We start from the raw sequence: 12983 nt of genomic DNA on the forward strand, positions 1-12983 counted from the left end.
TTTCATTCCAACCGCTTCACTTCCATGAAGCCATCAGAACCAATCTTGGAACGTCGCTGAAAATCTCTCTAAAAACACCTTCGGTGTTGTAAGGTTAAGCCTCACGGATCATTAGTACTGGTTAGCTCAATGCATCGCTGCACTTACACACCCAGCCTATCAACGTCTTAGTCTTAAACGTTCCTTCAGGGACCTTAAAGGCCCAGGGAAGACTCATCTTGAGGCAAGTTTCGCGCTTAGATGCTTTCAGCGCTTATCTTTTCCGCACTTAGCTACCGGGCAATGCCATTGGCATGACAACCCGAACACCAGTGGTGCGTTCACTCCGGTCCTCTCGTACTAGGAGCAACCCCTCTCAATCTTCCAACGCCCACGGCAGATAGGGACCGAACTGTCTCACGACGTTCTAAACCCAGCTCGCGTACCACTTTAAATGGCGAACAGCCATACCCTTGGGACCTACTTCAGCCCCAGGATGTGATGAGCCGACATCGAGGTGCCAAACACCGCCGTCGATATGAACTCTTGGGCGGTATCAGCCTGTTATCCCCGGAGTACCTTTTATCCGTTGAGCGATGGCCCTTCCATTCAGAACCACCGGATCACTAAGACCTACTTTCGTACCTGCTCGAGCCGTCACTCTCGCAGTCAAGCTAGCTTATGCCTTTGCACTAACCTCACGATGTCCGACCGTGATTAGCTAACCTTCGTGCTCCTCCGTTACTCTTTGGGAGGAGACCGCCCCAGTCAAACTACCCACCAGACACTGTCCTCACCCCAGATTATGGGGCCGAGTTAGAACATCAAACATTAAAGGGTGGTATTTCAAGGATGGCTCCACGCAGACTGGCGTCCACGCTTCAAAGCCTCCCACCTATCCTACACATCAAGGCTCAATGTTCAGTGTCAAGCTATAGTAAAGGTTCACGGGGTCTTTCCGTCTTGCCGCGGGTACACTGCATCTTCACAGCGAGTTCAATTTCACTGAGTCTCGGGTGGAGACAGCCTGGCCATCATTACGCCATTCGTGCAGGTCGGAACTTACCCGACAAGGAATTTCGCTACCTTAGGACCGTTATAGTTACGGCCGCCGTTTACTGGGGCTTCGATCAAGAGCTTCGCCTTGCGGCTGACCCCATCAATTAACCTTCCAGCACCGGGCAGGCGTCACACCGTATACGTCCACTTTCGTGTTTGCACAGTGCTGTGTTTTTATTAAACAGTTGCAGCCAGCTGGTATCTTCGACTGGCTTCAGCTCCATCCGCAAGGGACTTCACCTACATGCCAGCGTGCCTTCTCCCGAAGTTACGGCACCATTTTGCCTAGTTCCTTCACCCGAGTTCTCTCAAGCGCCTTGGTATTCTCTACCTGACCACCTGTGTCGGTTTGGGGTACGATTTAATGTTACCTGGAGCTTAGAGGATTTTCCTGGAAGCAGGGCATCAACTACTTCTGCACCGTAGTGCATCGTCATCACGCCTCAGGGTTAGTATGCAACCGGATTTACCAGGTCACACCCCCTACACGCTTAAACCGGGACAACCGTCGCCCGGCTAGCCTAGCCTTCTCCGTCCCCCCTTCGCAGTAACACCAAGTACAGGAATATTAACCTGTTTCCCATCGACTACGCTTTTCAGCCTCGCCTTAGGGGTCGACTCACCCTGCCCCGATTAACGTTGGACAGGAACCCTTGGTCTTCCGGCGAGCGGGCTTTTCACCCGCTTTATCGTTACTTATGTCAGCATTCGCACTTCTGATACCTCCAGCAACCCTCACAGGCCACCTTCAACGGCTTACAGAACGCTCCCCTACCCAACAACGCCTAAGCGTCGCTGCCGCAGCTTCGGTGCATGGTTTAGCCCCGTTACATCTTCCGCGCAGGCCGACTCGACCAGTGAGCTATTACGCTTTCTTTAAATGATGGCTGCTTCTAAGCCAACATCCTGGCTGTCTATGCCTTCCCACATCGTTTCCCACTTAACCATGACTTTGGGACCTTAGCTGGCGGTCTGGGTTGTTTCCCTCTTCACGACGGACGTTAGCACCCGCCGTGTGTCTCCCGTGATAACATTCTTCGGTATTCGGAGTTTGCATCGGTTTGGTAAGCCGGGATGGCCCCCTAGCCGAAACAGTGCTCTACCCCCGAAGATGAGTTCACGAGGCGCTACCTAAATAGCTTTCGGGGAGAACCAGCTATCTCCCGGTTTGATTGGCCTTTCACCCCCAGCCACAAGTCATCCGCTAATTTTTCAACATTAGTCGGTTCGGTCCTCCAGTTAGTGTTACCCAACCTTCAACCTGCCCATGGCTAGATCACCGGGTTTCGGGTCTATACCTTGCAACTAGTCGCCCAGTTAAGACTCGGTTTCCCTACGGCTCCCCTATACGGTTAACCTTGCTACAAAATATAAGTCGCTGACCCATTATACAAAAGGTACGCAGTCACACCACGAAGGTGCTCCCACTGCTTGTACGTACACGGTTTCAGGTTCTATTTCACTCCCCTCGCCGGGGTTCTTTTCGCCTTTCCCTCACGGTACTGGTTCACTATCGGTCAGTCAGGAGTATTTAGCCTTGGAGGATGGTCCCCCCATATTCAGACAGGATGTCACGTGTCCCGCCCTACTCATCGAACTCACGACCTGTGCATTTTAGTGTACGGGGCTATCACCCTTTGCTGCGCGACTTTCCAGACGCTTCCACTAACACACAAGCCGATTCAGGTTCTGGGCTCCTCCCCGTTCGCTCGCCGCTACTGGGGGAATCTCGGTTGATTTCTTTTCCTCGGGGTACTTAGATGTTTCAGTTCCCCCGGTTCGCCTCATGCCACTATGTATTCATGACATGATAGTGTGTCGAAACACACTGGGTTTCCCCATTCGGGTATCGCCGGTTATAACGGTTCATATCACCTTACCGACGCTTTTCGCAGATTAGCACGCCCTTCATCGCCTCTGACTGCCTAGGCATCCACCGTGTACGCTTAGTCACTTAACCTCACAACCCGAAGATGTTTCCATCGTTCGCGCTGCAAACATTTGAGAGACTCTATGACAGGTTACTCTTTATCCCAGTACATCTACGGAGGGATAAATTTCAGCCGTCATGTTTCAATTTTCAGCTTGTTCCAGATTGTTAAAGAGCAATATCTTAAACATGACTCGGAAGTCATCTTTAAGATATGGTGTATCGTCAGATACTTGAGACCGCCGCTTTCACCGGGTGGGTCGGAAGCTTGGCGTCCCCTAGGGGATTCGAACCCCTGTTACCGCCGTGAAAGGGCGGTGTCCTAGGCCTCTAGACGAAGGGGACACGACACCGTACTTTTATGACGCTTTTGCTCGTTACTTTTTCATCAGACAATCTGTGTGAGCACGCCACTCGAATCAATATCTTTAGGTAAGGAGGTGATCCAACCGCAGGTTCCCCTACGGTTACCTTGTTACGACTTCACCCCAGTCATGAATCACAAAGTGGTAAGCGCCCTCCCGAAGGTTAAGCTACCTACTTCTTTTGCAACCCACTCCCATGGTGTGACGGGCGGTGTGTACAAGGCCCGGGAACGTATTCACCGTAGCATTCTGATCTACGATTACTAGCGATTCCGACTTCATGGAGTCGAGTTGCAGACTCCAATCCGGACTACGACGTACTTTATGAGGTCCGCTTGCTCTCGCGAGGTCGCTTCTCTTTGTATACGCCATTGTAGCACGTGTGTAGCCCTACTCGTAAGGGCCATGATGACTTGACGTCATCCCCACCTTCCTCCAGTTTATCACTGGCAGTCTCCTTTGAGTTCCCGGCCGAACCGCTGGCAACAAAGGATAAGGGTTGCGCTCGTTGCGGGACTTAACCCAACATTTCACAACACGAGCTGACGACAGCCATGCAGCACCTGTCTCAGAGTTCCCGAAGGCACCAAAGCATCTCTGCTAAGTTCTCTGGATGTCAAGAGTAGGTAAGGTTCTTCGCGTTGCATCGAATTAAACCACATGCTCCACCGCTTGTGCGGGCCCCCGTCAATTCATTTGAGTTTTAACCTTGCGGCCGTACTCCCCAGGCGGTCGATTTAACGCGTTAGCTCCGGAAGCCACGCCTCAAGGGCACAACCTCCAAATCGACATCGTTTACAGCGTGGACTACCAGGGTATCTAATCCTGTTTGCTCCCCACGCTTTCGCACCTGAGCGTCAGTCTTCGTCCAGGGGGCCGCCTTCGCCACCGGTATTCCTCCAGATCTCTACGCATTTCACCGCTACACCTGGAATTCTACCCCCCTCTACGAGACTCTAGCTTGCCAGTTTCAAATGCAGTTCCCAGGTTGAGCCCGGGGATTTCACATCTGACTTAACAAACCGCCTGCGTGCGCTTTACGCCCAGTAATTCCGATTAACGCTTGCACCCTCCGTATTACCGCGGCTGCTGGCACGGAGTTAGCCGGTGCTTCTTCTGCGAGTAACGTCAATTGATGAGCGTATTAAGCTCACCACCTTCCTCCTCGCTGAAAGTGCTTTACAACCCGAAGGCCTTCTTCACACACGCGGCATGGCTGCATCAGGCTTGCGCCCATTGTGCAATATTCCCCACTGCTGCCTCCCGTAGGAGTCTGGACCGTGTCTCAGTTCCAGTGTGGCTGGTCATCCTCTCAGACCAGCTAGGGATCGTCGCCTAGGTGAGCCATTACCCCACCTACTAGCTAATCCCATCTGGGCACATCTGATGGCAAGAGGCCCGAAGGTCCCCCTCTTTGGTCTTGCGACGTTATGCGGTATTAGCTACCGTTTCCAGTAGTTATCCCCCTCCATCAGGCAGTTTCCCAGACATTACTCACCCGTCCGCCGCTCGTCACCCAGGGAGCAAGCTCCCCTGTGCTACCGCTCGACTTGCATGTGTTAAGCCTGCCGCCAGCGTTCAATCTGAGCCATGATCAAACTCTTCAATTAAAAGCTTGATTTGCTTCCACTCGAGAAGCGATGCTCAAAGATTTACTGCATGAATTTTACTTCAGTTAGTCACTCTTCAAGACTTGATATTTTTTTGCATCCGAAGATGCTGGATATCGTCTTGTGGAGTGCCCACACAGATTGTCTGATAAATTGTTAAAGAGCAGTGAGTTAGGCGCTTTCGCTTGCTAACTCGAGGTGGCGTATATTACGCTTTTCACCCGGAGAGTCAAGCGTTTATTTCGCTTTTCTCTCGCTGACCCGGCGGCTTGTCAGTCGTTGTTCCCGGTCAGTGGAGGCGCATTATAGGGAGTTCTCGGCGGGCCGCAACCCCTAAATGCAAAAAACTTTTCAAGCGCGGATTTTTTCGGCAAAAGGGCGAAAAAGCGACGAATTTATGTCACTTTTTCAGGCAAACAGCCATAAAAGCTGGCGATCGCTGGAGTAAAATAGAAATAACGATGTCAGTAAGGACCCGCAGCCATGCCGTTAAATGCACAACAACAGGCCGCCCAACGCAATCTTTCTTATCTGCTTGCAGAGAAACTCGGCCAACAAATTCTGGCGGGCGATTATCAGGCCGGCAGCATCCTGCCCGGTGAAATGGAACTGGGCGAGCAATTCGGCGTCAGCCGCACAGCGGTGCGCGAAGCGGTAAAGATGTTAGCCGCCAAAGGCATGTTGTTGCCGCGCCCGCGCATTGGCACCCGCGTGATGCCGCAAAGCCAATGGAATTTCCTCGATCAGGATTTACTGACCTGGTGGATGACGCGGGAAAACTTCGATCAGGTGATGCAACATTTCCTTATATTGCGCACCTCGTTGGAACCGCAGGCCTGCGCGTTGGCGGCAGACCACGCCAGCCCGCAGCAAACCAAACTGCTGGCGGAGCTGATGGCGGAGATGCGCGCGCTGCATACCCAGTTTGATCGCGAGCGCTGGATCCAGGTCGATACCCAATTCCACCAGCTCATCTACGAGGCCAGCGGCAATCCGTTCCTGACCTCGTTCGCCAACCTGTTCAGTTCGGTGTATCAGAGTTACTTCCGCGCCATCACCGGCAATGAAGTGATCAAGCTGCGCCACCATCAGGCTATCGTCGATGCGATACTCGCCGGAGACAGCGCAGGCGCCCTCGTCGCCTGCCAAGTTTTGCTGAAAGAGAAAGACTAGACACGCTCCCCGCTTATAGATAGAAGAAAGAGATGAGGGAGAGACGACCATTTAACCAGGACCGACCATGACCCAATCCGCGCGCAGTATGGCAGGACTCCCGTGGATCGCCGCAATGGCGTTCTTTATGCAGGCGCTGGACGCCACCATCCTCAACACGGCGCTACCGGCGATCGCCCACAGCCTCGGGCACTCGCCGCTGGCGATGCAATCTGCCGTCATCAGCTATACGCTGACGGTGGCGATGCTGATCCCAGTCAGCGGTTGGCTGGCGGACCGCTTCGGCACCCGCCGCGTGTTCATCTTCGCCGTCACGTTATTCACCCTCGGTTCGCTGTTGTGCGCCCTCTCCCCCACGTTGAGCGTGCTGGTTGCCTCTCGCGTGCTGCAGGGCATCGGCGGCGCGATGATGATGCCGGTCGCGCGACTGGCGCTGCTGCGCGCCTACCCGCGCAGCGAACTGTTGCCGGTGCTGAACTTCGTCACCATGCCCGGCCTGGTCGGGCCGATTCTGGGGCCGCTGCTGGGCGGCTGGCTGGTGACCTACGCCACCTGGCATTGGATTTTCCTGATCAATATCCCTATCGGCCTGCTCGGTATCTTCTATGCGCGCAAATACATGCCGGACTTCACCACGCCCAAGCGCCGCTTCGATTTTCTTGGCTTCATGCTGTTCGGCCTGAGCCTGGTGCTGATCTCCACCGGGCTGGAGCTGTTTGGCGAGCGGGTACTGGCAAGCTACGTTTCGCTGGGTATTCTGCTCAGCGGCTTTGTGATGCTGTTCGGCTACATCGCGCACGCCCGCCGTCACCCTCAGCCGCTGATCGGTCTCGACCTGTTCAAAACCCGCACCTTCTCGGTCGGCATCGCCGGCAACGTCGCCTCCAGGCTGGGCACCGGCTGCGTGCCATTTTTAATGCCGCTCATGCTGCAGGTAGGATTCGGCTATACGGCGATCGTCGCCGGTTGCATGATGGCGCCAACCGCCATCGGCTCGCTGATGGCGAAATCCACCGTCACTCAGGTGCTGCGCTGGTTCGGCTACCGTAAAACGCTGGTCGGCATCACCGTTATCATCGGAGCGCTGATCGCGCAGTTCGCCCTGCAGAGCCCAGGCATGCCGCTGTGGCTGATGATCCTGCCGCTGTTCGTACTGGGCATGGCGATGTCCACCCAGTTTACCGCCATGAATACCATCAGCCTGGCGGATTTGAACGACGCCAACGCCAGCGCCGGCAACAGCGTCCTGGCGGTCACTCAGCAGCTGTCCATCAGCTTCGGCGTGGCGATCAGCGCGGCGGTGCTGCGTTTTTACGAATCCCTGTCGTTAGGCACCATGATCGACCACTTCCATTACACCTTTATCACCATGGGGATCGTCACCGTGGCGTCGGCGCTGGTATTTATGTTGCTGAGAAGGAAAGATGGCCGCAACTTGATCAGCGGCCAGGAAAGCAAGAAAGAAGCGAAGGCGGCCAGTTAACGGCGGCCCACCGAGGCGCGTTCCACCAGCTCGGGCGTCAGCACCAGCACCTGGGGCGCGCGCTCCGGGTTTTGCAGGCGGTTGATCAGCGCATCGATCGCCAGCTCGCCCAGCGAATCCTTCGGTTGATGAATGGTGCTCAGCGGCGGCGCCAGATAACGCGCCAGTTCAATGTCATCGTACCCCATCACCGCCATATCCTGCGGCACGGAAAGCCCGGCCTGATACAGCGCCTGATAAACGCCTACCGCCACCGCGTCGTTGCCGGCGAACACCGCATGCGGCGGCTCTTCCAGCGCCAGCAGTTGGCGCATGGCGGTCACGCCGCCTTCAAACTCAAAGTCGCAATGCACTTCATACCCTGGCGGGATCGGTAATCCGGCGCGCCGCATCGCATTGCGATAGCCTTCCAGCCGGTGACGAGCGGTGGTTTTATCCTGCGGGCCGGCGATGCAGGCGATCTTGCGGTAGCCGCGGGCGATCAGATGATCGGTCGCCATCTCGCCGCCCAGCAGCGAGTTATCCTGAATAATGTCGTTCGCGCCCTCGAACGGCGCCCAGTCCATCATCACGATCGGCAGTGACGGGTAACGGCTCAGGGCATCCTGAGATGGCCGGTGATTTTCGGTGCACATCAACAGCAAACCGTCGACGCGCTTTTGCAGCAGCGTCTCCATACTGCGGTTCATGCGCGCGGCGTCTTCTTCGGTATTGCACAGGATCAGACTGTAGCCGCGTTCATAGCAGCTGCGCTCCACGCCGCGCACCACTTCGGCATAAAACGGGTTGTTGCTGGCGGTCACCAGCATGCCGATGGTGCGCGTCTGATTGAGCTTCAGGCTGCGCGCCAGCGCGGAAGGCGCATAGTTCAGCTGTTCCACGGCCGCCATGACCTTGTCGCGCACGCTGTCGCTGACAAAGCGATTGTTGTTGACCACATGCGACACGGTAGAGGTTGAAACGCCCGCCAGGCGGGCGACATCTTTCATGGTGGCCAAAGGATCACCCCTGCTGCTGCAAGAAGGCGTCGATCTCTTCACGCCACGGCACCGAAGGCTGCGCGCCGGGGCGGGTCACGGCGATCGCCGCCGCCGCATGGGCGAAACGCACCGCGTCGGCCATGACTTTGCCTTCCAACAGGGCAGTCACCAGCGCACCGTTAAAGGTATCGCCGGCGGCGATGGTATCCACCGCTTGCACCTTGAAGCCGGGCACCCGTTTGCCGTTGCCGTTTTCGCTCAGCCACACGCCGCGGCTACCGAGGGTGATGATCACCGTCGCGATGCCCTTGTCGTGCAGCGCCTGCGCCGCACGCGCCGCATCCGCGTCGTTGTCCACGGCGATGCCGGTCAGGCGCTGGGCTTCGGTTTCATTCGGGGTGATCATATCGATCATGCCCAGCAGCTCGTCAGGTAGCTCACGCGCCGGGGCCGGGTTGAGGATCACCTGCGTTTGATGTTGCTTCGCCAGGCGGGCGGCGGCGATCACCGTCTCCAGCGGCGACTCGAGCTGCATCAGCAGGGCATCGGCGTCGATCACTTTTTGTTGGTAGCGCGCCAGGTAATCCGGCGTCACCGCGGCGTTGGCGCCGGCATTGATGCCGATCACGTTCTCGCCTTCGGCGTTGACGAAGATCAGCGCCACGCCGGTGGTGCTGTCGGCGATGGCTTCAATCGGTTGGGTATCAATGCGATCGCTCGCCAGCTGCCGGCGGACACGTTCGCCGATATCGTCGGCGCCCACGCAGGCGATAAAGGCGATCTTCGCCCCGCTGCGCCCGGCCGCCACCGCCTGATTCGCGCCCTTGCCGCCAAACGCCACCTTATACTGTTTCCCGATCACCGTTTCGCCCGGGTGGGGGAACTGTTCAATATTGAGGATATGGTCGGCATTGATGCTGCCAAGAACCACCAGCTTACCTGTTTCCATCGCATTGATTCCTGAATTGCGCGCCATCGTAAACGCCCCGTTCCGATGGCGCTGGTATGACTTACTGAGTGACCAGTTTCAAATCGACCGGGATGGTCGCCGGCACTTTTTCGCCTTTCAGCACTTTATCGGCGGTTTCCACACCGATCACGCCGATCTGATCGGGACGCTGCGCCACGGTCGCCGCCAGCTTGCCGCCTTCGACCGCTTTCACGCCGTCGGCGGTGCCGTCGAAGCCTACCACGATCACGTCGGTTTTACCGGCGGTTTGCAGCGCGCGCAGCGCACCTAACGCCATTTCATCGTTCTGGGCGAACACCGCCTGCACATCCGGGTGCGCGGTCAGCAGGTTCTGCATCACGTTCAGGCCCTTGGTGCGATCGAAATCGGCCGGCTGGCTGGCCAGCAGCTTGAATTTATTCTGATCCAGCGACTGCTTGAAGCCTTCACCGCGTTCACGCGCGGCAGAGGTGCCGGCGATGCCTTCCAGCTGAATCACCTTGGCATCGGCGCCCACTTTCTTGGCAATGAAATCACCGGCCATTTTGCCGCCTACGCGGTTATCCGAAGCGATGTGGCTCACCACGTCACCCTTGCTCGCCACGCGGTCCAGCGTGATGACCGGGATCTTAGCCTGGTTGGCCATCTTGATGGCGTTACCCACCGCGTCGGAGTCGGTCGGGTTGATCAACAGCAGCTTGGGCGCGCGCACCATCAGATCCTGCACGTTGGCCAGCTCTTTCGCCGGGTTGTTCTGGGAATCCAGCACCACCAGGTTGTAGCCCAGCTTGTTGGCCTCTTGCTGCGCGCCGTCCTTCATCGAGACGAAGAACGGGTTGTTGAGGGTGGACACCACCAGCGCGATGGTGTCTTTAGCCATGGCATTGGCGCTCAGGGTGGCGCTCAGCGCGATGGCGGAGGCTAAGGTTGCCAGTTTTTTCATTTTCATCATCGTGATTCCTGTAGGGGGAGGTTACTTGTTGCTTTTGTTATCTACCAGAACCGCCAGCAGTATCACCACTGCCTTCACGATCATTTGGTAGTAGGAAGAAACACCCAGTAAATTCAGGCCGTTGTTCAGGAAGCCGAGGATCAGCGCCCCGATCAGCGTGCCGACGATGCGGCCCTTGCCGCCGGCCAGGCTGGTGCCGCCCAGCACCACGGCGGCGATGGCGTCCAGCTCATAGCCGGTACCGGCGGTCGGCTGCGCCGACGACAGGCGCGCCACTTCGATCACCCCGGCCAGCGCCGCCAGCAGGCCGCACAGCGAGTAGACGATAATCTTCACTTTATCGACGCTGATGCCGGACAGGCGGGTCGCCGCTTCGTTGCCGCCCAGGGCATAAATATAGCGGCCCAGGCGCGTATGGTGCAGCATATACCAGGCGGCAATGAACACGATCGCCATGATCCAGATCGGCGTAGGCACGCCCAGCGGGCGGCCAATACCGAACCAGCCGAAGGTGTCGGCCGCATCGGTGAAACCGGTGTTGACCGGGCTGCCGTTGGTGTACACCATGGTGACGCCGCGCAGCAGCAGCATCATCACCAGCGTGGCGATAAAGGCCTGCACTTTGCCTTTGGCGACGATCACCCCGGTGCAGGCGCCAATCGCGGCGCCGAGCGCCAATGCCGCCGCCACCGCCACCAGCGCGTTGACCTCAAAGCCGACGATCGACGCCGCCACCGCGCCGGTCAGGGCCAACAGCGATCCTACCGACAGATCGATGCCGGACGTGAGGATCACCAGCGTCATCCCCACCGCCATGATGGCGTTCACCGAAGTCTGCTGCAGAATATTGAACAGGTTGTTCAGGGTGAAGAAGTTCGGGCTCATGGAAGAGACCACGGCGATCAGCACCAGCAGCGCAATCAACGACTTCTGCTCTAACAGCCACTCTTTACTGAACCAGCGCTTGGCTGCGATAGTCTGGGAACTCATATCTGATTACTCCTGCTTTACGCCGTATTGCTTGCCGACGGCTGCCGCCATCAACGCTTCCTGGGTGGCCTGTTCAATCGGGAATTCGCCGCTGAGATGCCCTTCGTGCATCACCAGAATGCGATCGCTCATGCCCATCACCTCCGGCATTTCCGAAGACACCAGAATGATGCTCAGCCCTTCCTGCTTGAACTGGTTGATTAACTGATAAATCTCTTTTTTGGCGCCGACGTCGACGCCGCGCGTCGGCTCATCGAGGATCAGCACCTTCGGCCGGGTCATCAGGCCGCGGGCGATCGCCACTTTCTGTTGATTGCCGCCGGAAAGCAGACCTATCGGCTGCTCCATCGACGGCGTTTTGATATTGAACAGGCGGATGAAGTCCCCCACCGCCTGCCGCTCGTCGGCCTGTTTCAGGCTGCCGTCGGCGCGGCTGAAGTAGCGCAGCGCGGTCAGAGACATGTTTTCCTTTACCGACATGCCCAGCACCAGGCCGTCGCGCTTACGGTCTTCCGAGATATAGACGATGCCGTTCGCCAATCCATCCTGCGGCGAATGGGTGACTACCTCGCGGCCGTCGAGGTTGACGGTGCCGGCCTTGCGCGGCGCGGCGCCGTACAGAATCTTCATCAATTCGGTGCGCCCGGCGCCCATCAAGCCGGCCACGCCGAGGATCTCACCGCGATACAGCGTAAAGCTGACGTCTTCAACGCCGGGTCCGGAAAGATGACTGACTTCCAGCCGCTTTTCCCCGCGCGGTAAATCAAGGCGCGGGTATTGTTCTTCCAGCTTGCGACCGACCATCATTTCAATCAGCGAATCTTCCTGCAGCTCGCTCACCGGCCGCTCGGCGATGAACTGCCCGTCGCGAAATACCGTCACGTCGTCGCAGATTTCAAAGATCTCTTTCAGACGGTGTGAGATATAGACGATGCCGCGCCCTTCGGCCTTCAGCTCGTTGATCACCTTGAACAGCGAGGCGGTTTCGGTGTCGGTCAGCGCATCGGTCGGTTCGTCCATGATGATCACTTTCGATTCGAAGCTCAGTACCTTGGCAATCTCCACCATCTGCTGATCGCCAATCGACAGCTCGCCCACCAGCCGGTGGCTGCTGTAGCGCAGGTTGAGGCGCGCCAGCAAGCGATCGGCCTCGGCGTACATGCGCTTCCAGTCAATGCGGCCGAAACGGTTGACGAACTCGCGGCCGAGGAAGATGTTTTCCGCAATCGTCAGCTGCGGGATCAGGTTCAGCTCCTGATGGATAATGCCGATGCCCGCTTCCTGCGAATCTTTAGGCCCGTTGAACGCCACCTCTTTACCGAGAAAATACTGACTGCCGGCGTCTTTCTGATAGATGCCGGTCAGCACTTTCATCATGGTGGACTTCCCGGCGCCGTTTTCCCCCACCAGCGCCATCACCTTGCCGGGATAAACGCTGAGAGCGGCGCCGGAAAGCGCCTTCACGCCGGGAAAGGCTTTATCAATCCCTTTCAGTTGCAGTAAAGGTTGCATA

At 57.2% G+C, this 12983-nt stretch carries 7 protein-coding genes, 1 tRNA gene and 2 rRNA genes; 2 read left to right on the forward strand and 8 right to left on the reverse strand.

Annotated features, from left to right (window positions below):
• Positions 1 to 90: 90 nt before the first annotated feature.
• The 3 genes from ACP3TA_RS05565 to ACP3TA_RS05575 form a co-directional block, all read right to left on the reverse strand.
• Positions 91 to 2998, reverse strand: a 23S ribosomal RNA gene (locus ACP3TA_RS05565).
• 239 nt (positions 2999 to 3237) lie between these two features.
• Positions 3238 to 3313: transfer RNA gene (locus tag ACP3TA_RS05570), tRNA-Glu, on the reverse strand.
• Positions 3314 to 3401: 88 nt separating this feature from the next.
• Positions 3402 to 4943: ribosomal RNA gene (locus ACP3TA_RS05575) — 16S ribosomal RNA — on the reverse strand.
• The 16S and 23S rRNA genes sit together here with 1 tRNA gene alongside, the layout of an rRNA operon.
• Before the next feature lie 483 nt (positions 4944 to 5426).
• On the opposite strand from ACP3TA_RS05575, the gene ACP3TA_RS05580 reads away from it, so the two are divergent.
• Positions 5427 to 6116 carry a FadR/GntR family transcriptional regulator gene (locus ACP3TA_RS05580; RefSeq protein ID WP_033652336.1) on the forward strand — a complete coding sequence of 230 codons (690 nt, stop codon included), beginning with the start codon at positions 5427 to 5429 and terminating at the stop codon, positions 6114 to 6116.
• 67 nt (positions 6117 to 6183) lie between these two features.
• Positions 6184 to 7599, forward strand: coding sequence for a multidrug transporter subunit MdtD (gene mdtD, locus ACP3TA_RS05585; RefSeq protein WP_033645165.1), 1416 nt, complete (start codon positions 6184 to 6186; stop codon positions 7597 to 7599).
• Here the strand turns inward: mdtD and rbsR are convergent.
• The 5 genes from rbsR to rbsA form a co-directional block, all read right to left on the reverse strand.
• The gene (gene rbsR / locus ACP3TA_RS05590) at positions 7596 to 8597 is read right to left on the reverse strand and encodes a ribose operon transcriptional repressor RbsR (RefSeq protein ID WP_042785608.1); all 1002 of its coding nucleotides are present in this window, start codon (positions 8595 to 8597) and stop codon (positions 7596 to 7598) included. The two genes, mdtD and rbsR, sit on opposite strands and share 4 nt — an antisense overlap.
• Before the next feature lie 4 nt (positions 8598 to 8601).
• Positions 8602 to 9528: a ribokinase gene (gene rbsK, locus ACP3TA_RS05595; RefSeq protein ID WP_160204695.1), complete on the reverse strand. Its 927-nt coding sequence runs from the start codon at positions 9526 to 9528 to the stop codon at positions 8602 to 8604.
• A 61-nt stretch (positions 9529 to 9589) separates the two neighbouring features.
• Positions 9590 to 10477: a ribose ABC transporter substrate-binding protein RbsB gene (gene rbsB / locus ACP3TA_RS05600; protein WP_025160300.1), complete on the reverse strand. Its 888-nt coding sequence runs from the start codon at positions 10475 to 10477 to the stop codon at positions 9590 to 9592.
• 24 nt (positions 10478 to 10501) lie between these two features.
• Entirely contained in the window at positions 10502 to 11470 is a 969-nt protein-coding gene (rbsC, locus tag ACP3TA_RS05605) for a ribose ABC transporter permease (protein ID WP_206196503.1), read from the reverse strand.
• A 6-nt stretch (positions 11471 to 11476) separates the two neighbouring features.
• A complete protein-coding gene (gene rbsA, locus ACP3TA_RS05610) occupies positions 11477 to 12982 on the reverse strand; it encodes a ribose ABC transporter ATP-binding protein RbsA (protein ID WP_033652332.1) in 1506 nt (501 codons plus the stop codon).
• Position 12983 lies beyond the last annotated feature (1 nt).

Source organism: Serratia sp. 2C06 (genome assembly GCF_050037615.1).
Taxonomy (GTDB): domain Bacteria; phylum Pseudomonadota; class Gammaproteobacteria; order Enterobacterales; family Enterobacteriaceae; genus Serratia; species Serratia ureilytica.